General features: G+C 39.3%; 18 protein-coding genes and 1 rRNA gene. 14 read left to right on the top strand and 5 right to left on the bottom strand.

Translation table 11 applies throughout. The features are described from left to right. The first annotated feature begins 6 nt into the window (after window positions 1-6). The 5 genes from rrf (at window position 7) to aceK (ending at window position 7,988) form a co-directional block, all read left to right on the top strand. Window positions 7-122, top strand: a 5S ribosomal RNA gene (gene rrf / locus ACHB7C_RS14115). 1,759 nt (window positions 123-1,881) lie between these two features. Then, a complete protein-coding gene (gene metA, locus ACHB7C_RS14110; protein WP_129466965.1) occupies window positions 1,882-2,811 on the top strand; it encodes a homoserine O-succinyltransferase in 930 nt (309 codons plus the stop codon). Between the two features lie 365 nt (window positions 2,812-3,176). After that, window positions 3,177-4,775, top strand: a complete 1,599-nt coding sequence (gene aceB, locus ACHB7C_RS14105; protein WP_395347635.1) for a malate synthase A — start codon at window positions 3,177-3,179, stop codon at window positions 4,773-4,775. 55 nt (window positions 4,776-4,830) lie between these two features. Continuing rightward, complete coding sequence (gene aceA, locus ACHB7C_RS14100) at window positions 4,831-6,138, top strand: isocitrate lyase (protein WP_042848540.1); 1,308 nt, start codon at window positions 4,831-4,833, stop codon at window positions 6,136-6,138. A 107-nt stretch (window positions 6,139-6,245) separates the two neighbouring features. Next, on the top strand, window positions 6,246-7,988 hold the full coding sequence (aceK, locus tag ACHB7C_RS14095; RefSeq protein WP_042848538.1) for a bifunctional isocitrate dehydrogenase kinase/phosphatase: 1,743 nt from the start codon (window positions 6,246-6,248) through the stop codon (window positions 7,986-7,988). 94 nt (window positions 7,989-8,082) lie between these two features. Here aceK and ACHB7C_RS14090 read toward each other — a convergent pair whose 3' ends face one another. Both ACHB7C_RS14090 and edd read right to left on the bottom strand, forming a co-directional pair. After that, entirely contained in the window at window positions 8,083-8,724 is a 642-nt protein-coding gene (locus tag ACHB7C_RS14090; protein ID WP_166686092.1) for a bifunctional 4-hydroxy-2-oxoglutarate aldolase/2-dehydro-3-deoxy-phosphogluconate aldolase, read from the bottom strand. A 27-nt stretch (window positions 8,725-8,751) separates the two neighbouring features. Continuing rightward, complete coding sequence (gene edd / locus ACHB7C_RS14085) at window positions 8,752-10,602, bottom strand: phosphogluconate dehydratase (protein ID WP_048608838.1); 1,851 nt, start codon at window positions 10,600-10,602, stop codon at window positions 8,752-8,754. A 291-nt stretch (window positions 10,603-10,893) separates the two neighbouring features. Between edd and ACHB7C_RS14080 the strand changes: the two genes are divergently transcribed. The 3 genes from ACHB7C_RS14080 (at window position 10,894) to ACHB7C_RS14070 (ending at window position 13,852) form a co-directional block, all read left to right on the top strand. Then, on the top strand, window positions 10,894-11,715 hold the full coding sequence (locus ACHB7C_RS14080) for an N-acetylmuramoyl-L-alanine amidase-like domain-containing protein (protein WP_395347632.1): 822 nt from the start codon (window positions 10,894-10,896) through the stop codon (window positions 11,713-11,715). Between the two features lie 448 nt (window positions 11,716-12,163). After that, the gene (locus tag ACHB7C_RS14075) at window positions 12,164-12,427 is read left to right on the top strand and encodes a helix-turn-helix domain-containing protein (RefSeq protein WP_173424841.1); all 264 of its coding nucleotides are present in this window, start codon (window positions 12,164-12,166) and stop codon (window positions 12,425-12,427) included. A 567-nt stretch (window positions 12,428-12,994) separates the two neighbouring features. After that, window positions 12,995-13,852, top strand: coding sequence for an N-acetylmuramoyl-L-alanine amidase (locus ACHB7C_RS14070; protein ID WP_042848535.1), 858 nt, complete (start codon window positions 12,995-12,997; stop codon window positions 13,850-13,852). Between the two features lie 89 nt (window positions 13,853-13,941). On the opposite strand, the gene iclR is transcribed toward ACHB7C_RS14070, so the two are convergent. After that, complete coding sequence (gene iclR, locus ACHB7C_RS14065; RefSeq protein WP_042848533.1) at window positions 13,942-14,772, bottom strand: glyoxylate bypass operon transcriptional repressor IclR; 831 nt, start codon at window positions 14,770-14,772, stop codon at window positions 13,942-13,944. A gap of 202 nt (window positions 14,773-14,974) precedes the next feature. Between iclR and metH the strand changes: the two genes are divergently transcribed. From metH to ACHB7C_RS14050, 3 genes are all read left to right on the top strand, one after another. Next, complete coding sequence (gene metH, locus ACHB7C_RS14060) at window positions 14,975-18,658, top strand: methionine synthase (protein ID WP_166686091.1); 3,684 nt, start codon at window positions 14,975-14,977, stop codon at window positions 18,656-18,658. A 67-nt stretch (window positions 18,659-18,725) separates the two neighbouring features. After that, entirely contained in the window at window positions 18,726-19,316 is a 591-nt protein-coding gene (locus ACHB7C_RS14055) for a hypothetical protein (RefSeq protein WP_173424840.1), read from the top strand. Between the two features lie 175 nt (window positions 19,317-19,491). Then, on the top strand, window positions 19,492-20,955 hold the full coding sequence (locus ACHB7C_RS14050) for an SEL1-like repeat protein (RefSeq protein WP_395347628.1): 1,464 nt from the start codon (window positions 19,492-19,494) through the stop codon (window positions 20,953-20,955). A 52-nt stretch (window positions 20,956-21,007) separates the two neighbouring features. Here the strand turns inward: ACHB7C_RS14050 and lysC are convergent, their stop codons facing one another. Together lysC and ACHB7C_RS14040 are read right to left on the bottom strand one after the other, a co-directional pair. Further along, window positions 21,008-22,384, bottom strand: coding sequence for a lysine-sensitive aspartokinase 3 (gene lysC, locus ACHB7C_RS14045; RefSeq protein WP_071547644.1), 1,377 nt, complete (start codon window positions 22,382-22,384; stop codon window positions 21,008-21,010). Between the two features lie 40 nt (window positions 22,385-22,424). Beyond that, window positions 22,425-22,586, bottom strand: coding sequence for a hypothetical protein (locus ACHB7C_RS14040; RefSeq protein ID WP_155405749.1), 162 nt, complete (start codon window positions 22,584-22,586; stop codon window positions 22,425-22,427). Window positions 22,587-22,945: 359 nt separating this feature from the next. Here ACHB7C_RS14040 and pgi point away from each other — a divergent pair, with 359 nt between their 5' ends. The 3 genes from pgi to ubiA all read left to right on the top strand — a co-directional run bounded on the left by pgi (window position 22,946) and on the right by ubiA (window position 26,422). After that, a complete protein-coding gene (gene pgi / locus ACHB7C_RS14035) occupies window positions 22,946-24,592 on the top strand; it encodes a glucose-6-phosphate isomerase (RefSeq protein ID WP_048608830.1) in 1,647 nt (548 codons plus the stop codon). A gap of 319 nt (window positions 24,593-24,911) precedes the next feature. Next, a complete protein-coding gene (ubiC, locus tag ACHB7C_RS14030) occupies window positions 24,912-25,415 on the top strand; it encodes a chorismate lyase (protein ID WP_131680234.1) in 504 nt (167 codons plus the stop codon). 152 nt (window positions 25,416-25,567) lie between these two features. Beyond that, a complete protein-coding gene (gene ubiA / locus ACHB7C_RS14025; protein ID WP_198861097.1) occupies window positions 25,568-26,422 on the top strand; it encodes a 4-hydroxybenzoate octaprenyltransferase in 855 nt (284 codons plus the stop codon). Window positions 26,423-26,492: the final 70 nt, after the last annotated feature.

Below are 26,492 nucleotides of genomic sequence, written 5' to 3'. Positions count from 1 at the left end.
AATTTGTCTGGCGGCAATAGCGCGGTGGTCCCACCTGACCCCATGCCGAACTCAGCAGTGAAACGCCGTAGCGCCGATGGTAGTGTGGGGTCTCCCCATGTGAGAGTAGGGAACTGCCAGACATTAAATTAGTGAGAAAGCCACCCATTGGGTGGCTTTTTTGCGTTTGGGGGTTAGGTGATGAGGCGTGGCAGTGTGGAGCGAAGAGTGAGGTGTTCAGTCTCAGGGCGACTCTGATTGTGAGGGCTCTGCCTAGGGTAATGAGGCATTGAGACCACTGCATATTTTATTATCCTGTAGGCTAACTGCTAACTGCTAACTGCTAACTGCTTATGTCTAGCTTCTAAATTAACAGTCTGATTAGCAGAGGACTAGGTTAACCCCTCATTAGTACAGAGATATTCTTTTCCTGCCCATCTCGTTTTAACTTGTTTATTCCTTTATTCCTTTATTCCTTATGAACTGAGCGGACTCTGTTTTGTAACCCATCATCCTGATTTTTTATTCCTCAAGTTTTCGTCTGGCCGTGATTTGAGGCGGTGTTAATCCTCCCTCAACGGTGCAATAACATTGTTATGTTGAATAAGTGTGTGGAATTTAAAGTAGTAAGTAACAGCTCACTTATCGAGGTTGGTTTAACACATTGAGAAATAAAAATAAATCAATCAGCTAGGGGAGAGACTAAAGCTAGGAGTAGAGAGGTTTAGCATCAGCTCATCCGAAAAGTGTAATGATATTGGTATGGTGAATAGGTGTGTCGTATTTGAAGTGGTAAGTAACAACTCACTGAGTTGGGGGGAGCAAATACAGAGTGAAGCTAGCGTGAGCTTGGCTGTAGAGTAAGGACTGAGCAAGGCATGAGGAAGTTGGGCATCAGTTCACTCTGAATGCACAGTGATATTGATGTGTTGAATGGGCATGTCGGATTTAAAGTAGTAAGTAACAACTCACTTATCGGGGTGAGTTTAATATGCTGAAAAATAAAATTAAATCAATTACCTACGGGAGGAGCTAAGCTGGGAGTAGAGAAGTTTGGTACTAGTTTATGCGGAAAGTGTAATGATATTGGTATGGTGAATAGGTGTGTCGTATTTAAAGTAGTAAGTAACAACTCACTTATCGAGGTTGGTTTAATCCACTGAAAAAATAAGAATAAATTAATCAGCTAGGGAAAGGCTAAGCAGGGGGTAGAGATGTTTGGCTCTAGTTCATCCGAAAAGTGTAATGATATTGGTATGGTGAATAGGTGTGTCGGATCTAAAGTAGTGAGTAACAACTCACTGAGTTGGGGGGAGCAAATACAGAGTGAAGCTAGCGTGAGCTTGGCTGTCGGGGAAGTATCGCACAAGGCATGAGGAAGTTGGGTATTAGTTTACGTGGAAAGCGTAATGATATTGGTGTCTTGAATAGGTGTGTCGTATTTAAAGTAGTAAGTAACAACTCACAAGTTTTGGGATATAGGGCATTTTAGAGCTTAAATTAACGACTACATATTATTTTAGTAATAGCTAAAGCTGCCATTTGATAATGACATAAAGACGTTTATTAAATAATTTTTGGTACAGTATTTTGAAATAATTTTGCGATGTATAACTAAATAATACAGTCACTGCTCAGCAGCGATGAATACTGCCCTAGTTTTACCTAATGCTTAAAACGTCTAAGTAGAATATCTATCTATAAAATATCACTATTGATTAAAAAATATATAAAATCAATACATTATAAGATAGGTATACTCAAGTTAATGCCATGACAAATGAATCTACGTGAAATTATTTCAATTAGTCTTGAAAAGCTCGACAAGGTAAGTAACATTGGTTAGATTATTTAGCATTCTAGAAGTCTAAACGTATAAAAGTATATAAAAGGGGATGAATGATGCCAATTCGTTTACCAGACGAGTTACCCGCAGTTAATTTCTTACGTGAAGAAAATGTTTTTGTCATGACAACGACAAGAGCTAGCCTTCAGGAGATCCGCCCCTTGAAAGTGTTAATACTGAATTTAATGCCTAAAAAAATAGAAACGGAAAATCAGTTCTTAAGGCTTTTATCTAATACACCATTACAGGTTGATATCCAGTTATTGCGTATTGACCAAAGGGAATCTAAAAATACTCCTACAGAGCATTTGAATAATTTTTATTGTGATTTTGAAGATATTAAAGACCAAAATTTTGATGGTTTAATCGTAACAGGAGCTCCGTTAGGGCTAGTTGAATTTACCGATGTATGTTATTGGGAACAAATAGAAAAGGTAATTAGATGGGCGAAAAGCCATGTTACTTCAACGCTCTTTGTGTGTTGGGCCGTACAGGCTGCATTGAAAGTTCTTTATGATTTGCCAAAATGGACTAGAGAAGAAAAACTTTCAGGCGTATATCAGCATGATACATTGGAGCCGTATGCATTATTAACGCGAGGGTTTGATGCTTCATTCTATGCTCCACACTCTCGTTATGCAGATTTCCCTGAAGAGCTTATCCGCAAGCATACCGATCTTGAAATTTTAGCCAGTTCAGCAGAAGCCGGTGCTTATTTATTTGCATCAAAAGATAAACGCTTGGCATTTGTTACTGGCCACCCTGAATATGATAGAGATACGCTCGCTCAAGAATACTGGCGAGATGTTGATGCAGGTATTTCACCAGAAATCCCATGTAATTATTTTAAAAATAATGATCCTAATAAAGGCCCAACAATTAGCTGGCGAAGCCATGGGCACTTACTTTTTTCGAATTGGCTTAATTATTATGTGTACCAGATCACACCATTCGATCTTACTCACATGGAGCCTACACTAGATTAAAATAAGGGATATTAAGCTTAAAATGTTTATCATGTCACTCTAACTAATTATATTTAGCATTTTATTTAGATTAATATTCCAGAAAATTTACAATATTTAAAACTAAAGCAGCCATTTATGGCTGCTTTTTTTATTTTTGGGGTAAATTATTTAACAATTTTACTTTTTAGTAATTGTTTTATTTAACAAGTGCTTAACACTACTTATCTTGTTATAAGAATCGTTGTTCAAAAATAAATAATTGTAAAATGCCATTAATATCATAAAGATAAGGTGTATTTTATATAAAATGGAAACGGTTTTTGATTTATTTGTTATTTGATCGTAAGCTTAATTCATAGTCAGATGTGAATGAGGAAAGGTCAATGGAAAATCAATTGTTAATATCAAAGTTAGCATTTTCAAAGGAAATATCTCAGCAAGATACTAGAGTCTTACATAATGATTCTATTGAGTTTCTTTCAAATTTGGTTGAGGCGTTTTTACCACGTCGTGAAGAGTTACTAAAACAAAGAATCATAAGGCAACAAAAAATTGATGCGGGCGAATTGCCGGATTTTATTTCGGAATTTGATTCCATTAAAAAATCAGAATGGAAAATACAGAATATACCTGAGGATTTACGTGACCGCCGGGTTGAAATAACAGGTCCTGTCGAACGAAAAATGGTTATTAATGCTTTGAATTCCAACGTTAAAGTATTTATGGCTGACTTTGAAGACTCTCTTTCTCCCTCATGGGAAAAATTGATTGATGGGCAAATCAATTTAAGTGATGCAATTAATGGCGATATTTCTTACACCAATGAAAAAGGTAAGGTTTATCAGCTTAAATCTGACCCTGCTGTTTTAATTGCACGTGTACGAGGGCTACATCTAGACGAAAAGCATGTATCACTTGCGGGAAAAAATATTCCGGGGGGGCTATTTGATTTTGCACTTTACTTTTTTAATAACTATCAAGCGTTGTTGAAGAAAGGAAGTGGGCCTTATTTTTATATCCCTAAATTGGAATCTTGGCAGGAAGCAAAATGGTGGAGTGATGTATTTAGTGCTGCAGAAGATGCTGTCAGTTTGCCTCGTGGAACAATTAAAGCAACAGTTTTAATTGAAACTTTACCTGCGGTATTCCAGATGGATGAAATTTTGTATCACATGCGTCACCACATTGTCGGGTTAAATTGTGGTCGTTGGGATTATATTTTTAGTTATATCAAAACATTAAAAGAGCACCCAGATAGGGTACTACCCGATCGCCAAGTGGTTACGATGACCCAAGATTTTCTAAGTGCTTATTCACGTTTGCTTATTAAAACTTGTCATCGTCGTGGGGCTTTTGCTATGGGGGGAATGTCCGCATTTATCCCAAGTAAAGATGAAACAGAGAACCAAGCTATATTGGCTAAAGTAAGAGCAGATAAAGAGCTTGAAGCAAAAAATGGTCACGATGGTTCGTGGGTTGCTCACCCAGGTCTTGCAGATACAGTGATGGATGTCTTTAACCAAGTTCTAGGAGAGAACACCAATCAACTGCATGTTACTCGTGATTCTGACGAACCAATCACAGCGGAGCAACTATTAAAACCTTGCGCAGGTGAACGAACCGATGCAGGTATGAGGGCAAATATTCGGGTCGCTGTGCAATATATTGAAGCATGGATTTCAGGTAATGGGTGCGTTCCTATCTATGGGTTAATGGAAGATGCTGCTACCGCTGAAATTTCTCGAACTTCGATTTGGCAATGGATCAGGCATGAAAAGTCACTAACCAACGGCAAAAAAGTGACAAAAGCGTTGTTCGAAGAAATGCTAGATGAAGAGCTTCAAGTTATTCAAAAAGAACTTGGTGATAAGCGTTTTCAGCATGGTCGTTTCCGTGAAGCAGCGGAGCTAATGCGCCAAATTACGACACAAGATGAACTTATTGAGTTCTTAACTATTCCTGGTTACCAATTATTAGATTAGTAACAACAAATATAAATTCGATAAACCCTACATATTCTTATAAAGGAAGTTAATCATGACGACATCGCGCTTAGACCAAATTGCCCAATTAGAAAATGAATGGAAGAAACCACGTTGGAAAGGCATTAATCGCCCGTATTCTGCTGAGGAAGTTATCAAACTTCGCGGTTCTGTTAATCCGGAGCATACCCTTGCTCGTAGGGGGGCAGAGCGCTTTTGGGAACAACTGAATGGCAAATCTAAGAAAGGCTACGTCAATGCACTAGGTGCATTGACAGGTGGGCAGGCATTACAACAAGCAAAAGCTGGTGTTGAGGCCATTTATCTTTCTGGTTGGCAGGTTGCTGCTGATGCAAATACAGCCTCAAGTATGTACCCTGATCAGTCACTTTACCCAGTTGATTCGGTTCCTTCTGTCGTTCAGAAAATTAACAATACTTTTCGCCGGGCAGATCAAATTCAATGGGCGAATGGCATTGGGCCAGATAATAAAGAATATATTGATTTCTTTTTACCGATTATTGCAGATGCAGAAGCCGGTTTTGGTGGGGTATTGAATGCCTTTGAGTTAATGAAAAATATGATAGAAGCAGGGGCAGCGGCTGTGCACTTTGAAGACCAATTGGCTGCAGTGAAAAAATGCGGTCATATGGGCGGTAAAGTATTGGTTCCGACTCAAGAAGCTGTTCAAAAATTAGTTGCCGCACGTTTAGCCGCTGATGTCTCTGGTGTACCAACGATCCTGATCGCAAGAACTGATGCCGATGCAGCTGATCTTCTGACATCTGATTGTGACCCATATGATTCGGCATTTGTCACTGGTGAGCGTACTTCTGAAGGGTTCTTCCGGACTAACGCAGGTATCGAGCAAGCGATTAGTCGTGGTTTGGCATACGCGCCTTATGCAGACCTCGTGTGGTGTGAAACATCAAAACCAGACTTAGATGCTGCGCGCCAGTTTGCTGAAGCAATTCATGCTAAATACCCAGGTAAATTATTGGCTTACAACTGCTCACCTTCATTTAATTGGAAGAAAAATTTAGATGATTCCACAATCGCACGTTTCCAAGATGAGTTGTCAGCCATGGGTTATCGCTTCCAATTTATTACTTTAGCGGGCATTCATAGTATGTGGTTCAACATGTTTGACCTTGCACATGCTTATGCACAAGGTGAAGGTATGAAACATTACGTGGAAAAAGTGCAAGAGCCTGAATTTGCGGCGATAAATAAAGGCTATACCTTCTCTTCTCACCAACAAGAAGTAGGTACTGGTTATTTTGATAAAGTTACAACGGTTATTCAAGGGGGGACTTCTTCAGTCACTGCTTTAACAGGGTCGACAGAAGAAGAACAATTCTAGTTAATTGGCTTCATTTCATTCGGTGTCCTTATTGGTTAGGTGTATCTATTAATTTGCAGGCACGTTGAGTGCCTGTTTTTTTTAAATTAGTTCAAATAGGAGCGAGTATGATACTCACGACTGAACAGATAATAGCCCAAACCATTCTACAAGGATTTGATGCGCAATATGGGCGTTTTCTAGAGATAACCTCAGGAGCTCAGGAAAGGTTTGAGCAAGGGGATTGGCATGCTATCCAACATGCAATGAAAAGAAGGATCCAACTTTATGATCACCATGTTGGTTTGGTTGTTGCCCAGCTACAATTCATGGGGTTAGTTCAATCTTTAACACCAAACAAACTATCAGAAATAAAAAATGTGTATAAAACGTTGTTGCCAGATTACCCACGCTTCGAGATAGCAGAAAGTTTTTTTAATTCAGTTTATTGCCGTTTATTTCAACACCGAGACCTTACACAAGATAACTTATTCATTTTTACTTCTCAGCCTGTAAGGCGGTTTTCTATTTCCCCTCGGCCATTGGCTTGGGAGTATCAGGTTGATGATAATCTGTATGGGTTACTATTTTCGATTCTAAGTGGGTTACCATTAAGAATAAAATGGCGAAATTTAGAGTTTGATATTCATTGTATTATCAATATATTGCACTCACGGTTTTCAGGATTTGAAAAGCGAAAAGTCTGTTTTCATATTGCCAATGAACTGTTTTATCGTAACAAAGCTGCTTGGTTAGTTGGTAAAATTTATATTGATGATGAAGTCTATCCATTTTTACTTCCCATTCATCATGATGATGATAAGCAAATTTACATCGATACCTGCCTCACCGAATTTGATGAAGCGAGTATTGTGTTTGGCTTTGCTCGCTCTTATTTTATGGTGTATGCACCTTTCCCTGCGGCATTAGTATTTTGGCTGCGGGAAATTTTGCCCAGTAAATCCATTGCTGAATTATATATGGCGATTGGTTGTCAAAAACATGGAAAAACAGAGTATTACCGTGAGTATCTTGCTTATATTAATTTTGCCCGTGAGCAATTTACGCTTGCACCAGGCGTTAAAGGAATGGTGATGCTTGTATTTACAGCGCCTTCTTTTGACCGTGTTTTCAAAATTATCAAAGATAAGTTTGCCCCACAAAAGGATGTCACGAAAGAAAGGGTGCAGGAATGTTATCGGCTTGTCAAAGAACACGATAGAGTTGGGCGTATGGCAGATACACAAGAATTTGAAAATTTTGTGATTGATAAAAGCGCTATTAGTGAAGAATTGATGACAGAGCTATTAAACGAGGCTCCTTCACAAATTGAAGATTTAGGAGACCAAGTGTTGATCCGCCATTTGTACATGGAAAGAAAGATGGTGCCTTTAAATATCTATATGGATAACGCAAATGAGGAACAGCTAAAAAGTGTTTTGAATGAGTATGGCTTGGCAATTAAACAGTTGGCGGCGGCGAATATTTTCCCTGGTGATATGTTATTTAAAAACTTTGGTGTTACGCGTCATGGTCGGGTTGTTTTTTATGACTACGATGAAATTTGTTATATGACAGAAGTTAATTTCCGTAAAATTCCTGTGGCATTGTATCCTGAGCAAGAGCTCGCTAATGAGCCATGGTATAGCATTGGTGAACAGGATGTTTTTCCTGAAGAATTTGTTTCTTTTATTTGTCAAACGGCAGAAATTGGTGATTATCTGCGACGTTATCATGCCGATTTATTTTCGGCAGATTACTGGCAAAAGTTGCAAAAGCGAATTTTGGCAGGTCATGTCGAGGATGTTTATGCATATCGAGAAGAGCTACGTTTTTGCCATAGGTTTAATGAAATAGCTTATGATTCATGAGATAAAAAATTGATAGGGTTAAAGAAAGCTACATTGAGAACGACTCAGTCAGTAGTATCGAATCGTTCTCAACGGTAAATAGAATTTCGCTGTTTTAACGCTTTGCACCCAATACTGCTTCTTGGGCAAGTTGGGTTATTTTTTCGTAGTTGCCAGTAGTTAAAGCCTCTTCGGGCACTAACCAAGAGCCACCAATACACAGAACGCTCTCTAGTTCTAAATAACTACGATAGTTTTCTGGTGAAATTCCCCCTGTTGGGCAGAACTTTACGTGTGAGAAAGGGCCGGCAATGGCTTTTAAGGCTTTAACGCCACCATTCGCTTCTGCTGGGAAAAACTTGAATGCTTTCAAACCATAATTCATACCCAGCATTAGTTCTGAAACCGTTGAAATGCCGGGGATCAGTGGGATATTTCCTTGGGTTGCAGCACTCAATAATTCTTCGGTTAAACCGGGGCTAATAGCAAATTTAGCGCCAGCTTTTGTCACATCAGCAAGTTGTTTCGCATTGAGTACAGTCCCTGCCCCAACAATGGCGTCAGGGACTTCTTGAGCAATCAGGCGAATTGCTTCAATTGCACATTCGGTACGTAATGTGACCTCAAGTACATTAACGCCGCCTTTCACCAAGGCTTTAGCGAGAGGGACGGCTTGTTCTAGTTTTTTAATGACAATGACTGGGACCACAGGGCCTTGTTTGAGCACGCTTTCAGCGGTTATGTTCCAATTATTCATTTTTTATTCCTATTTAATACCAATTGATTAAAAATCAATGCTACAAGCACCTTCTTCTGCACCAGACAAGTTTCTTCTTAATGCGCCAAAAAGTTCTCTGCCACAACCGCTACGTTCTGCGATTAAGTCCGGTTTGAAAGATTGTCGTTTGTTTAATACAGTGTCATCGACAAGTAATTGTAATTCACCAGTTAACGCATTTACTCTAATGATATCGCCATCTTTTACTTTTGCGAGTAATCCACCGTTATAGGCTTCGGGAGTGACATGGATTGCGGATGGAACTTTACCTGATGCTCCTGATAGCCGGCCATCAGTCACTAAGGCAACTTTATAACCTTTATCGATAAGCACCCCCAGTGGTGGCATTAATTTATGAAGTTCAGGCATCCCGTTAGCGGATGGGCCTTGGAAGCGAACTACGATGATACAATCTCGATTAAGGTTGCCTGACTCAAAGTGTTTTGCGATATCATTTTGGTTATTAAATACTACAGCAGGCGCTTCAATAATTTGATTTTCTTCGGGGACCGCGGACGTTTTCATCACAGCACGGCCTAAATTACCTGAGAGTAATTTAGTACCTCCATGGGGTGAAAAAGGCGTGTCAATTTCAGCAATAACATCTGTATTGAATGAATGTTTTGGGCCTTCTCGCCATTCAAGTTGCCCGTTATTTAACCAAGGTTCTAATGTGTAACGCGTTAAACCAAAGCCTGCTACAGTATGAACATCTTGGTGTAACAAGCCTTTTTGCAGCAGTTGGTGGACTAGTAATGCGACGCCACCTGCGGCTTGAAATTGGTTGATGTCAGCTTGGCCATTAGGGTAAATTCGGCAAATGAGCGGTACAATTGCAGAAATATCAGAAAAATCATCCCAGTTGATAATGACCCCGGCAGCTCTAGCGATGGCAACAAGGTGCATCGTTAAATTGGTAGAGCCGCCAGTTGCTAGTAAGGCAACAATACCATTGACGATAACTTTTTCATCAATGAGGCGACCAATTGGTAAATAATGGCCAGATTGCTCGGTTAACCGGGTAATTTGCTGTGCTGTTGCATCTGTTAGCGCATAGCGTAATGGGGAATCTGGGGGGACAAACGATGCACCTGGTAAGTGTAACCCCATGACTTCCATCATCATTTGGTTTGAATTAGCGGTACCATAGAATGTGCAGGTACCAATACCATGGTATGATGCTGCTTCAGCTTCTAATAACGCAAGTCTATCGACTTTTCCTTCCACATACAGTTGGCGAATACGTACTTTTTCTTTATTCGGTAGGCCCGTGGCCATCGGCCCAGCAGGGACAAATATAGCAGGTAAATGCCCAAAAGAGAGGGCTCCAAGTAATAAGCCTGGAACAATTTTATCGCAAATACCCAAATAAAGAGCGCCATCAAACATATTATGGGATAAACCAATTGCTGTAGACATCGCGATGACATCTCTACTTAGCATAGAGAGCTCCATCCCATCTTGCCCCTGAGTTACACCATCACACATGGCAGGGACACCAGCTGCAACTTGCCCAATAGAACCCGATTCAAGTAACGCTTTTTTTAGTTGTTCAGGGTATTTATCATAAGGTCGGTGAGCAGAAAGCATGTCATTGTAAGAGCTGATGATAGCAATATCAGAACGCGTCATACTTTTAAGGATCTGCTTTTCATCATTTTGGCAGGCAGCAAAACCATGAGCAAGGTTACCACAAGCCAGCGAGGCTCGATGGACAGTTGTACTACGAGCACGTTCAATTTTATTGAGGAAAGCTGCTCGAGCTTGTGCAGAACGAGAGATAATGCGCTGTGTAATGCGCTCAAGTTCCTCATTGAGTGCTGGAGATTTTGTCACTTCAGAGATATTAGAACTCATGGTAATTGCTCCATCATGCAGACCTATAGTCAATTAATCTGCAAGTCATGTAAGTTGTGCTTATCGTTATACCTATTCCAGATAACGTTACAAAATAAATGTTACCGGTAACATTGTTAAATGAAAATAGAACAGTTGCAATATTCAAAATGAATATTTGAAGTTATATGTGATCTTAATCAAGGTTGACTATGGAATAAATCGAACAAGAAATGGACTAAAACTCATGCTATAGTCATTAAATAGAAGCAGTTGCCTGCAAAATTAAGGTAAATTGGGAATATTGTTAATGTGTATACTAAAAATTCAAATAGTGGGCGAATGCGTCGCTTAGTTACTGCAACCTTGATGTTGCTAATGGTTAATTATGTCCAAGCTCAGGTAGTGTTGACATCGGGGTCGCATAAAATTTTAACCAGTATATTCAACCAACAAAATGAAATGCAGCGATATCATTCAACATCGGCAGAAAAAATTGATGTGCTCACTCAGTATTTTTTAAATACCCCCTACGATAAACAAACGTTAAATATGAGCCCACTCTTTGCTGAAAACTTAGTCGTTAATTTAGAAGCGATGGATTGTATGACCTTTATTGAGTACGTTGAGGCATTTAAAGGGGCTGAAAATAGTGCACAATTTTTTAGGAACCTGACTAGTATTCGTTATTTTAATCAAGATGTTACATACAAAAACCGCCGCCACTTTTTTTCGGATTGGGCACAAGGTGATAGCGCGGTTGCAGAGGACATTACGGCTAAAATTAGCCCATATGCCGTTAACGTTTCTAAGCAGCTTAATTTAAAAGGTAATCGAAAGACGTATATTTTAGGGTTGCCCATTACCTATAGAGATATAAACTATATTCCATCTAAATATATAGATAATGATTTGATTACAAGGCTTAATACCGGTGATTATATTGGTGTTTACTCAACGAATAGAGGCTTGGATGTTAGTCACGTTGGTATTGTAATACAAAAAGGAAACAAAACAATTTTTAGGAATGCTTCTTCATTACGTGAAAATTTCAAAGTTAGTGATGTTGAATTACAGCACTACATACAAGGAAAAGAAGGCATTATTGTATTTAGGTCAAAAATAGATTATTAATCTGTTAATTGGTGGTTATTGAATTGAAAGATGAACTTTTGACCTAATTATATTGTATAAATATGAGTTAATCTTTGTTTTTATATGGTTTAGCTGCGAATATAAAATATATTTTAAATTAAAATATTCTAAGAATTGAAAAACATAATCGTTTTTATTGGTTGCTAATTATTTCTAGTGACATTTAAAGTGTAAAATTATATTAAATTATCGATTTGATCAAGAAAAACCAACAAAAGAAATTATGTAATTAAGAAGTGAAAAACTTTTTATAAAGCAATGCATTGCTACATAAATAATACAAAGGTCTCATTTTTTTGTATATAAAAAACATGTTTACCTATCAATTGACATGTATTTGATTGTTCATAACTATTTTAAATGATGAAGATTAATTTTATAATGAATATTACTAGCTAAAAATTTTTTTTCTTATTTAGGAGATGGTATGCATATGCATATAGTTAAAAAGGAAAATATTTATGCTTTATTAGGAAATTATTTACGAAAAGCTAGGGTGAGCAAGGGGTTATCAGGCAATGAATTAGGTTCGGTCATTCATTTGAGCCAGCAGCAAGTATCACGCTATGAACTAGGAATTAATAAATTAAGTTTAGATAAATTAATTGAAATTGTCATTTTTCTCGATATTGATATTAACGAAATAACTAAAATTATTTCTAAACAGGTAGAGAATGAAAAAAAGAGTTAGATGGGGTTAGTATCTTTATTTTGGTAAGTTTTTATAACTATTTTATATTATTAGAAAAGTATTAAACTTAAAAAACATGCTTTGAATCATAATTTTAATTTATAGGAAATAACCAATTAATTTGACTAATCTCCTTTGGCACTATTTATTGTGGTAATTACTTAAAGGAAAAAACTGATTTTAAAATAAATTCTATAAATATAAATAATCAATTGTATTTTTAAATTGAATTTTTATGATTTTATATATGGTTAGGGACGGGGTTGTAGCTAACTGATTATTATAGATAAAATATAGTGCTATTGTTCAATAAACCTTTTCAGTTTCAGTAAAGGGCTTAAAAGGTTTAACGTGAATATTCATGTGCATTTTATCAAATTTCTTATTTATAAGTAACCTTTATTATTATACATAACTAGTTGTTATTTATTTTATATTATTACTTTTTATCTTGAACCCTGCGTTTTTTCCTACTTTTTTTCTTTAAGATGTCATTATTTAATAGTGTTCCCTATAACATTATGCTTAAATAAAACTTAACTAATTATGAGTTAAGGTTATGGTTTTATGTTCAAATATATAGGGATATTATTTGTGTTTTTGCTTGTTGGTTGCTCGATTTCAGCATCTAATAAAGGCTACTACCTTGATAATCGTTACCCATCAAGAAATACGAGTGAACGGATTCAATATATTATTTTACACTACACTGTTTCTAATGATGCACGTTCGATAGAGCTTTTAACAAAAGGGAATGTGAGTTCACACTATCTTATTCCCAGTAAACCTGAATTTAAATACGGTAAACCAGTTGTATTACAATTGGTACCCGAACAGCTAAAAGCTTGGCATGCTGGTTATAGTCGTTGGCAACATCAAAAAGGTTTGAATGACACTTCCATCGGTATTGAGATAGTAAATCCCGGTCTTCAAGAAAATAGCCTTGGGAACCAAACTTGGGTACCTTTTAATGAATCGCAGATTGTTGCATTGATTCCATTAGTTCAAGATATTATGCAACGGTATAATATACCGCCTGAAAATATTATCGGTCATAGCGATATTGCACCATTACGTAAACAAGATCCAGGTAGGGCATTTCCATGGCAGCGTCTTGCTCAGCAAGGAATTGGTGCATGGCCTGATGCTAAAACAGTTAGTAAATACTTAGCGGGGCGAAATGCTAACGAACCCGCTAATGTGTTACGTGTTCAAAAGGCTCTGAAATTTTATGGTTATTCGGCGATCCCTCTATCTGGCGAGTTGGATGACCAAACCAAAAAGACATTGCGTGCCTTTCAGCTGCACTTTCGTCAGCGGGATATTGAAGGGTTAGCCGATGCAGAAACAGAGGCAATTGCGTTAGCCTTAATTGAAAAATATCGAGATATGGAAAATTTCAAATTATTTGAGCAAACGGAGTAGTTATAAATATAAGCTACATAATGGTTAACATTGCTGATGAGTATAATAAAAGTGAAATGAGGTTTGGGCCTCATTTCACTTTTTGTCATTTAACGGTTTGCGCCGTACTCACGGCTAATTTCTTTTGCAGCCTTGATAACCATCGCACCTAATTCAGTAATACGGTCATCTGTAATACGTGATAACGGCCCTGAAATAGAAATAGCAGCAAAGGCTTCTTTATGTTCATCATAAATACAGGCACCAATGCACCTTAAGCCTAAAGCATGCTCTTCATCATCATAGGAAAACCCTTGTTTTTTAGCTTGTTGCAAGTTTTCTTTTAAGGCTGATGGGTTAGTTAACGTGTATGGAGTATAGGCATGTAACCCTTTGCGGCTTAAAAGAGGGATTAGCTTTTCTTCGGGTAAGTTTGCAATAAACGCCTTACCGGCTCCAGAGGCGTGTAAAGGCAGTTTCCCGCCAATAGGTGCTGACATCCTCATTAATGCGTTGCATTGCACTTGATCGACAATAACAGCATCATATTCCGAGTGGTCGAGGATAGCTAAATTGACGGTTTCCCCTGACCCATCCATTAAACGGCGTAATATAGGGTGAACCAACGCTAATAAATTACGACTTTCTAAAAAGCTACTTCCAATAATAAAGGCATGAGATGCAATAACCCATAAGCCAAGATCGCCCGTTTGGCGCACAAAACCATGCTGTTCTAATGTCATCAACAGTCGATGTGTCGTTGAATTTGGTAAGCCAGCTTGTAATGCAAGGTCAGTGAGTGCAATGCCACCGGTGGATTCAGAAATGTATTCCAACAGTGTCAGCCCACGACTTAATGATTGAACTTGCCCCGCAGCGGTAGCTCCACTTGCTGGCCCTTTTGCTTTTTTTATCTTTTTAGTAATTGGTGCCGTTGCCATTAAGTCTCTCCTGACGGTAATTTTGTTTCTATTATGTACTATCTCACCTAAAAATACTCATCGGATCAGTTGAAAGACCGATTTTATGCAACCTGAAAAACTCTCATCATAACAGCGAATTTTCGAGTTAAAAGTTGTGATAGGATGTTATAAGTAAAAATTTGACTTATTTCTCAGTGTTCCATTTTAGGAGGGCAGTGCAGTGTCCGAAAAAATTAATCAATTAGAACAAGAACTAAAAAAACGTATATTGGTATTAGATGGTGCAATGGGAACAATGATCCAACAACATAAGTTGTCGGAAGAACAATTTCGTGGGGATAGGTTTGCTGACTGGCCCTGTGATGTGAAAGGTAATAATGACTTATTAGTACTAACACAGCCTGAGATTATTAGAGATATACATCATCAATATTTTGCAGCAGGTGCAGATATCGTTGAGACAAACACCTTTAACTCCACGCCTATTGCGATGGCTGACTATAAAATGGAAGCCATTTCCGATGAAATTAATGAAACTGCTGCACGTATTGCGCGCGAATGTGCCGATGAATGGACACGGAAAACGCCAGAGCAGCCTCGCTATGTGGCGGGTGTTTTAGGCCCAACCAATCGTACGGCTTCTATTTCTCCGGATGTAAATGACCCTGCTTATAGAAATGTTACTTTTGACCAACTTGTTGAAGCTTACAGGGGATCTACACGATCTTTAGTTAAAGGTGGGGTCGATCTAATTATGATCGAAACTATTTTTGATACCTTAAATGCTAAAGCGGCGATTTTTGCAGTTGAAACAGAATTAGACGCGCTAGGTGTTTCGCTGCCTATTATGATTTCAGGCACTATTACTGATGCATCTGGGCGTACTTTATCGGGGCAAACGACAGAAGCATTTTATAACTCATTGCGTCACGCGGCCCCACTTTCATTTGGTTTGAATTGTGCACTGGGTCCTGATGAACTTCGTCAGTATGTTTCAGAGCTATCAAGAATTGCTGAGTGTTATGTCAGTGCTCACCCAAATGCCGGCCTGCCAAATGCATTTGGTGAGTATGACCTTGATGCACAAAATATGGCTGAACAAATTCATGAATGGGCAACAGCAGGTTTTTTAAATATCGTCGGTGGGTGTTGTGGCACAACACCATTACATATTAAAAAAATGGCGGAAGCGGTGAAAGGGGTGATGCCGCGTCAGTTACCTGAATTGCCTGTTGAATGTCGTTTATCAGGTTTAGAACCATTGAATATCAGCAAACAGTCACTGTTTGTAAATGTTGGGGAAAGAACGAACGTAACGGGTTCAGCAAAATTCAAAAGGCTGATTAAAGAGGAAAACTATTTAGAAGCGTTAGATGTGGCGCGCCAACAAGTGGAAAGCGGTGCTCAAATCATCGATATCAATATGGATGAGGGGATGCTGGACTCCCAAGCTGCTATGGTACGTTTTCTGAATTTAATTGCGGGTGAACCTGATATTGCTCGTGTTCCTATTATGATTGATTCTTCAAAATGGGAAGTCATCGAAGCTGGGCTTAAGTGTATACAAGGTAAGGGAATTGTTAACTCTATCTCCATGAAAGAGGGGGTTGAAACCTTTGTCGAACACGCCAAACTGCTGCGTAAATACGGGGCTGCGGTGGTTGTTATGGCCTTCGATGAGGTAGGGCAAGCCGATACACGTGAGCGTAAAATTGAGATTTGCCGACGCGCCTATCAGGTGTTGACCGAAGAGGTTGGCTTTCCCCCTGAAGATATCATTTTCGATCCAAATATTTTTGCTGTCGCGACAGGGATTGAAGAGCATAATAATTATGCTGTTGATTTTATTGATGTTTGTAAGGATATTAAACAACAACTACCACATGCCATGATATCCGGTGGGGTATCGAATGTTTCCTTCTCTTTCAGGGGGAACGACCCAGTCCGTGAAGCTATCCACGCCGTTTTCTTGTACTACGCCATTCGTAATGGAATGGATATGGGGATCGTGAATGCAGGGCAATTAGCCATTTATGACGACCTACCCGCTGAGCTGAAAGATGCAGTTGAAGATGTGGTATTAAATCGCCGTAATGATAGTACTGAGCGGTTACTGGAATTAGCGGAAAAATACCGCGGGGCTGGTGCTCAAGAACAGCAAATCCAACAGGCGGAATGGCGAGGTTGGGACGTAGAAAAACGCCTTGAGTATTCGCTTGTTAAGGGGATCACTGAATTTATCATTCAAGATACAGAAGAAACTCGCCAACGTGCATCAAGCCCCATCGAGGTTATTGAAGGCCCGCTGATGAACGGGATGAATGTTGTGGGGGATCTGTTTGGTGAAGGAAAAATGTTTTTACCACAAGTGGTGAAATCTGCCCGGGTGATGAAACAAGCAGTTGCGTATTTAGAACCGTATATTCAAGAACTTAAACAATCGGGAAGTAGTGCTGGTAAAGTGTTGTTAGCAACAGTCAAAGGGGATGTTCACGACATTGGTAAAAATATTGTTGGCGTAGTGCTTCAGTGTAATAACTATGAAATCATCGACTTAGGCGTGATGGTGCCATGCGAAACAATTTTAAAAACGGCACGTGAGCAAAATGTCGACATTATCGGCCTGTCAGGCTTGATAACGCCATCCCTTGATGAAATGGTTCATGTGGCAAAAGAGATGGAAAGACAAGGCTTTACGTTGCCGTTATTGATTGGGGGGGCAACAACGTCGAAAGCACATACCGCAGTGAAAATTGAACCTAACTACAGTGGACCAACCACGTACGTCCAAAATGCATCACGTACTGTTGGTGTGGTTTCAGCGTTATTGTCTGATACTCAAAAAGCAGATTTTGTTGAGCGTACTCGCCGTGAATATGACACGGTACGTTTACAACATGGGCGTAGACGACCAAAAACACCACCAGTCACTCTTGATATTGCCCGAGCCAATAAGGTGAAAATTGATTGGTCTAATTATCAGCCGCCGGTGCCGAAATTTTTGGGTATTCAAGAGGTCAATGCATCAATAACAACCTTACGTGAATATATTGACTGGACGCCATTTTTTATGACGTGGTCGCTCGCTGGGAAGTACCCACGTATCTTAGACGACGAAGTCGTGGGGTCAGAAGCACGTAAATTATTGAATGATGCTAACGCGATGTTAGATAAGCTCGAAAAAGAACGTTTACTGACACCAAAAGGTATTTTTGGCTTATTCCCCGCGAACTGTGTTGGTGACGATGTTGAAATCTATACAGACGAAACACGCCATCATGTGCAAGCAGTGAGTTTGAACCTACGTCAGCAAACCTTAAAGACGGATTTCCCGAATTATTGTTTATCTGATTTTGTGGCACCTAAAGACAGTGGTAAAGCCGATTATATCGGTGCATTTGCTGTTACTGGTGGTTTAGAAGAGGATGCGCTGGCGGATGAATACGAAAAACAGCATGATGATTATAATAAAATTATGGTTAAAGCGCTGGCGGATAGGCTTGCAGAGGCATTTGCTGAATTTTTACATCAACAGGTTCGTATGCAGTATTGGGGTTATGCGAAAGATGAAAATTTAAGTAATGACGAGTTGATCCGTGAAAATTACCAAGGTATTCGGCCTGCACCGGGCTATCCAGCTTGCCCTGAGCACACAGAAAAAGAGAAGATTTGGCAGCTATTAGATGTTGAAAACCAAGTGGGAATGAAACTCACTAGTTCATATGCGATGTGGCCTGGGGCATCTGTATCAGGTTGGTATTTTAGTCATCCAGATAGCAAATATTTTGCAGTGGCTCAATTACAGAAAGACCAAATTGAAGATTATTCAAAACGTAAGGGGCTGTCGGTGACGGAACTTGAGCGTTGGTTAGCACCTAATTTAGGCTATGACCCAGAAGATTAATAAAACAGTGTATTGATTTTTCAGGTGTTCGGCACCATCTTATGGGTAAAGACATTAAAGGGGTCTAATGATGAGCTATGAATTTATTATTGAAAATGAACTGCCGCATTCAGTGGCATTTCCTTATCAGATCCAAAACAGTGCGGCGCCTGAAACATTTCTCATGAGCGAAGATGCGGTCAGTGCGATGATGAGTATCTTACAAATTATGGACAAACTCGATACGGATGAGTCCCTTGATGAGCACTGTTTTAACCAAATTTGGCTAAAAAGCGAGTTAACACCGGCGCGTGCAGAAGAAATTTATTTATTTCTGGAAGAGCGTTTAGCCGTAGAACCAGTGCCTTCACAAGACGAAATAGCTGCATTTCATCAAGCACAACTAGATGAAAACAAACTGTTATCGCAAGAAAGTAGTAAAGAAGGCATGATCCCAGTCCATAAATTTTCTACCAATGATGGTTGGTTGGTCACGACTAAAGAATGTGAATGGATAGCTGAAGTTTTCGCCCCAGAATTAGTGAGTGAAAACCACTTTGTTGTGTCGCAAATTTCTGAGTTATGCAAAATTAGTCACCAAAAACTGGAACATTTACTGATTGAGTGGGGTAAATTTAATTTATTTGCCAGTAAACATGGTGGTTACCGCGTTAATTAAGCCTTTGATAGGTTAATCTTTGGTTTAGGTAGTGGCCGTTTTAGCGATGAATGAACACTACCTAAATTTTTCGACGAAATTTCTTCCTAATAGCGTTTTTTCAGCTTGAATCCCTTATGAATTTTTTATTGGAATGTTATGTTAATAACATAACGCCAATGAATGGGTAATGGTGATGAAATTACGGTATTTATTTCTAGCAGTGTGTTTGAGCACCGCGTCTTTGGCTCAAGCGACTTCGGAAGCTCCTTCTACAAAAAATAAGCCGCTAGAAACCGCAAGTCAGGCCAACGATGTCGTATTTCCTGATGATTTTAAAGCTAAATTAAAATCTGCTAAGGAAGGGGATGTCGATGCGATGGTGGATGTCGGGCTAGCCTATATGGATGGAACCGATTTTTTGCAGAGCAATGATCAGGAAGCTTATCGCTGGTTTAAAAAAGTTTCTGATTTAGATAATACAGATGGCGATTATTATTTAGGTATGCTGCTGCAAAATCAAAAAAAATTTAAACAAGCGGAGTACTGGTATCGCCGAGGCGCTGAAAAAGGGGATGCTTATTGCCAATATGCCATGGGGTATTTATATGAACATGGTGTAGGAGTTGAGCAAAACTATCAGCAGGCTAAAGCATGGTATTCAGAGGCTGCGGAGCAAGGGCATGCAAATGCACAGTTTGCTATGGGGTTATTTTATCATGATGGGCTTGGTGGCGAAGTTGATTATTCAAAGGCTCGTGAATGGTATGAAAGAAGTGCGGTAAATAATGTTGCAGCGGCGGTTAATAACCTTGCTGTTATGTATGAAAACGGTGACGGGGTAGAGCAGGATGATGATACGGCCGTTTACTTGTATCGCCAAGCCGCAAATATGGGTTCAGCAATTGCGCAAGTCAATATGGGCGATTTTTATCAGGAAGGCCATAACTCGATTGAGAAAAATAGTTATCAAGCCATGTATTGGTATAAAAGGGCTGCGCAGCAAAACAATGCTTCGGCGCAACTGGCTATTGCAAAAGTTTATGAGCTTGGCAATGGGGTAACTAAAGACTTAGTTGAAGCATTCACATGGTATGAACGAGCTGCACAAAACAAATCATTTGAAGCAGGAATGAAGGTCGCTGAGTTTTATGAGAAAGGGTTAGGTGGCATTCAAAAGAACCCTGTAAAGGCAGTAGAATTGTATCAAAATTTAGCCAATCAGGATTATAACGCAGCACAAATTAAGCTCGCCAAATTATATTTGGCTGGTGAATGGAAAGAAGCCGATGTTACGCAAATTGCAAATTGGTTAATACTGGCACAAGGGGATAGCATTGAGGCGAAAAACCAATTAGCAATTTTCTATTTAACGGGGACTGGCGTTGCGCAAAACTCGTTAAAGGCCCGAGAGCTTTTGGAAAATGCGGCATTTAAGAAAAACAGTGATGCACAGAATAACCTTGCTGTAATGTATGCTCGTGGCGAAGGGGGAGAAAAAAATATCTTCCGTGCAGTCATGTGGTTTGAGCGCGCAGTCGAACTCGGTAATGCCACTGCCAAACATAATTTAGTACTATTACAGCAGAACAAAGGTGTGAAAGCCGCAATGTTAAAGTACACTGACAGCGTTAAAACGAAAAATAAGTCAACTGATTGAATAAGAAGGCGATTATGAATATCGCCTTCTTTGTTTTAGAGCGGTAGTTTGGTTACTCGAATAAATTACTATGTAATGTACGAACGATATTTTCAGCATCGTCACCGGGAACCAGTAAACAAATATTGTGGCTACTGGCCCCGTAGCTGATCATGCGAATATTGAAAGATTCTAAAGCACCAAAGATTTGTTTCCCTAACCCATTTACTTGCGATAATTCATTACCGATGATGGCCACTAAGGCTAAGTTTTCTTCAACTTCAACACGGCATAGAGCCGAAAGCTCAGTCATCAGTGCATTAGTTAGCAAACTGCCATTTGTCCCTGTTGAACCGGTTGTATCTAAGGTTAGAGCGACACTCACTTCGGAAGTTGTGATTAAATCTACCGAGATATTATGACGTAGTAAAATCGTAAATATTTCAGCTAAAAAACCACGTGCATGTAGCATTTTTAGGCTATGCAGAGTTAATAATGTTTGTTTACGGCGTAGCGCTAATGCCCTGAATTGTGGTGGATTACTGGTTTTATCAGAAACAATGGTGCCACCTGCTTCTGGGGATTTACTTGAACCAACGAAAACCGGGATACCAGCACGTACAGCGGGGAGCAGTGTTGCCGGATGCAAAATTTTTGCCCCAAAGGTTGCCATCTCAGCAGCTTCATCGAAAGCTATTTCATCAATACGCTGTGCATTTGGCACGACCCGTGGGTCAGTAGAGTAAATACCTGGAACGTCAGTCCAAATATCAACGCGAGATAAGCTTAGGACTTCAGCTAGCAGTGCAGCGGTATAATCACTCCCACCACGCCCAAGTGTTGTTGTACGGCCTTTTGGATCACGGCCAATAAACCCTTGGGTAATAACTACCGATTCTGCTAAGCGAGGTAACAGCTGTTGTTCTGCAAGGGTTTTCAACTGCTCCAACTCAGGTTCTGCACGACCAAAACTTTCATTGGTTCTCATGACTTTACGGACATCAAACCATTGTGACTCGGTATTGCGCTGGCGGAGGACTTCTACGAATAATAGGGTTGACATTAATTCACCATGACTAACCATTTCATCCGTCAATGCGTCAGAAGTGGCGAGAGACGCGGAATCAGCTAAATGAGCGATATTATCAAGTAATCGATTGATTTCTTCACGGATCACATCAGCAGTTTGCAGATTATCAATAATCGCATATTGGATATCTTTAACTTTTTTCAGTAGCTCATTGCGTTTATCAATATCACAACCTTCAGCGAGTTCTATTAGCAAATTAGTGACTCCAGCGGAGGCAGAAAGCACAACGACTCGAACATTTGGATTAGAAAGAATGATATTGGCACTATTGTTCATTGCCTCAAAGTTCGCGACACTAGTGCCGCCAAATTTTGCGATAACAAACTGACTGTTGTCTGATAAAGACGCTACTGTATTCATGGTATCGATCCCTGTCGTTAAACTATATTTTTATATAGATTTATCGGGTAATTAGCGTTGCGTCAATCAAGAATCGAAGTAAATCAGTAATTCTAATGATAGGTAATTCATTATCGGTTTTCTCAATATACTCGTCATCCTTCAAGCTGCATGGGTGTTGACTGCGCTCAGATAGCCGAATCACATACTTTTGTATGCTCATCGGTCTATCTTCCCTTGTCGCCTACATGCAACTCGAATGATTTAGCGTATATGGCGGTGGTCATCCTTCAAGCTGCATGGGTGTTGATTGCGCTCAGATAGCCGAATCACATACTTTTGTATGCTCATCGGTCTATCTTCTCTTGTCGCCTACATGCAACTCGAATGATTTAGCGTGTACGCGCTACTGTTAAAGTTAAATGACATTGAAAGTGCGTATTTCAGTGAAAGAGTTAATTATGTCTGGAAAAGTGCCGTGGAATTGGGGAATATCAACATAACGCAGAAAACCGATAAGTCTCGTATCTTTGACGAGGTACAATATATTTATATTTTAAATTATTTTGGAGAGTGTTATCCATGAAAAGTATTAATCCAAGCCAAACGGCTGCATGGCGGGCGCTAGAACAACATTTTGCGCAAATGAAGGATGTTCATATGCGTGACTTGTTTGCGCAGGATAAAGACCGCTTTACTCATTTTTCGGCAACGTTCGATGGTCAAATCTTAGTGGATTTCTCCAAAAATAGAATTACACAAGAAACATTAGATAACCTGTTAGCGTTAGCAAAAGAAACTGAGCTAGAAAGCGCGATCAAGAGCATGTTCAGTGGTGAAAAAATCAACCGTACCGAAGACCGAGCGGTGTTACATACGGCTTTACGTAACCGTGATAACACACCGATTTATGTTGATGGTAAAGATGTAATGCCAGATGTTAATGCTGTATTAGAAAAAATGCAGAAATTTAGCGAGCGCATTATTCGCGGAGAGTGGAAAGGTTATACAGGTAAAGCGATAACAGATGTTGTTAATATCGGTATTGGTGGTTCTGATCTTGGGCCATTTATGGTTACAGAAGCATTGCGTCCATATAAAAACCATTTAAATATGCATTTTGTTTCTAATGTGGATGGCACACAAATTGCGGAAACGCTGAAGAAACTGAACCCTGAAACGACATTATTTTTAATTGCATCAAAAACGTTTACGACCCAAGAGACCATGACAAATGCGCATTCAGCACGTGAATGGTTATTGGCTACCGCAAAAGACGAACAGCATATTGCCAAACACTTTGTGGCACTATCAACGAATAGTGAAGAAGTTGCTAAGTTTGGTATTGATACTAATAATATGTTTGAGTTTTGGGATTGGGTTGGAGGCCGTTACTCTTTATGGTCAGCAATTGGCTTATCGATTATTTTATCCGTGGGTTTTGACAATTTCGTTCAGTTATTGAATGGTGCCCATGCTATGGATAAACATTTCACCCAAACACCACTAGAAAAAAACATCCCTGTACTGTTAGGTTTGATTGGCATTTGGTACAACAATTTTTTTGAATCAGAAACTGAAGCGATTCTGCCATACGACCAATATATGCACCGTTTTGCAGCGTACTTCCAGCAAGGCAATATGGAATCAAATGGTAAGTATATAGGCCGAGATGGAAAACCAGTTTCATACCAAACGGGCCCAATTATTTGGGGGGAGCCAGGAACCAACGGTCAACACGCTTTTTATCAGTTGATTCACCAAGGGACAAAAATGATCCCTTGTGACTTTATTGCGCCTGCGGTGACCCATAACCCGTTAGGCGATCACCATGAAAAATTATTATCTAACTTTTTTGCGCAAACTGAAGCGCTAGCTTTTGGAAAAACTCGTGAAGTTGTTGATGCGGAATTTGCTGCGCAAGGTAAAAATGTCTCTGACATGGAATATGTGGCACCGTATAAGGTATTCGAAGGTAACCGCCCAACCAACTCAATCTTATTGAAATCCATTACCCCTTATTCACTGGGGGCATTGATCGCAATGTATGAACATAAGATTTTCACGCAAGGGGCGATTTTGAATATCTTCACTTTCGATCAATGGGGTGTGGAATTAGGAAAACAATTAGCCAGCCGTATTTTGCCTGAGTTAGAAAATAGCGAAACAGTCAATAGCCATGATAGTTCGACTAATGGTTTGATTAATAACTATAAAGCTTGGCGTTAACCTTTCTTATTACGTCATATCACTGTCTTATGAAGAAAAAGCGGGAAGCTGTAAAAACTTCCCGCTTTATTGAGATAATGAATGACGGAGACTTGCCTAATAAATTCTTATTATTACGATGTTAATAAATTTTATTATCGTTTATAACTCGTTAGTAATTAAAAATTTATTCACTATTTTTTTACATTTTTTGTTGAAAATGTGACTTTTTATATAAATTGTTAGCTAACTTTAACCCTGTAGCAAAACAACGTGATATCCTACCGTCTAAGAAATACAGTAAATCATAACCATGTTATCCATGGTGGAAATTTAAGTAATGGATGAAACACTATTTACCTCCCATCCCATTCATTGGTTGGCTGAGGATGATAAAATAGTTCCTGCCAATACGTTAGATTGGTTGTTAGAACTTGGTTCCATGACAAAACGCTTTGAACAACACAGCCAGCAAGTTACCGTGATACCTTATTTAGAACGCTATGTATCGCAAGGTATGTTGAGCACTGAAGAGGCACAGTCTTTACCTGAAAGCCCTCGTTATTGGGTCAGGGAAGTCGTCATGTATGGGGATGGTATTCCTTGGTTACTAGGCCGTACTGTCATTCCAGAAGAAACATTGACTGATGAAGACCAGCAATTGGTTGATATAGGTAGAATGCCTCTAGGGCGTTATTTATTCAGCCGTGATGGCTTAACTCGGGATTATATTCGCATAGGTTCTAGTGCTGGTCGTTGGGTTCGCAGTTCTCGATTAAAACTATCGGCTAAACCATTGTTATTAACAGAAATATTTTTACCTGAATCACCTGCATATCGTTAATTATCCTAAATATTTTAAATTTTCATAAATTCAGTAAGTACGCAACACCAACAAACATAAATCAGTGGCTTACAGAATTGAGTGGTATAAACATATACCCAATTTGAAGTATGATGGAATCGAATAAGGAGCACGACAAAGTGGAGGGAAGTATGACGCTAAGTAAATGGCATGCATACAGCCGTTTAATGCGTATAGATAGGCCCATTGGTTCACTATTACTCTTGTGGCCAACGTATTGGGCATTATGGATTGCAGCTCAAAGCACACCAAGTTTACATCTTTTGATCGTGTTTACTGCTGGGGTGTTTTTTATGCGTGCCGCAGGTTGCGTCATTAATGATTTTGCCGATCGTCATTTTGATGGTCACGTAGAACGCACTAAGCATCGGCCACTCCCTAGTGGGGATGTGACTGAAAGGGAAGCTAAAATACTGTTTGCGGGGCTTGTTGGCTTTTCCTTCTTACTCGTTTTAACGCTTAACTCAATGACAATTTGGCTATCTATTGCGGGCCTAGCTTTAGCATGGGTGTATCCTTTTGTTAAGCGAGTCAGTCATTTACCTCAGGTAGTATTAGGTGCTGCATTTGGTTGGTCAATTCCGATGTCGTTCTCTGCAGTCAATGAAGCACTGCCTCTGGTGTGTTGGTTATTATTCTTAGTGAATATTATTTGGTCTGTGATTTACGATACACAGTATGCCATGGTTGACCGTGATGATGACTTAAAAATCGGTGTGAAATCGACAGCAATCTTATTTGGTCAATATGACAAATTAATTATCGGCTTATTGCAATTGCTGATGGTGGGTTTGCTGGTGGTTGTAGGTTCTTTAGCAGGCTTAGGGATAACTTATTATCTTTCTTTGGCGCTTGTTGCAGGGTTATTTATTTATCAACAACAACTAATGGTGAACCGCGAGCGTGCTCCTTGCTTTAAAGCCTTTATGAATAATAATTTCGTTGGTTTGATTTTGTTTATTGGCATTATGGTGAGCTATTTTTAGCGAGTAAATCATTTTCCATGAGCCAACAAAAAAGGTAATGTTGAAAAACATTACCTTTTTGCTTTATAGG

The sequence above is a fragment of the Providencia sp. 2024EL-00732 genome, from assembly GCF_044006275.1.
Lineage (GTDB): Bacteria > Pseudomonadota > Gammaproteobacteria > Enterobacterales > Enterobacteriaceae > Providencia > Providencia huashanensis.
Note: the sequence above shows the minus strand (reverse complement) of the source record. Positions and strands in the feature narration are given on the sequence as shown.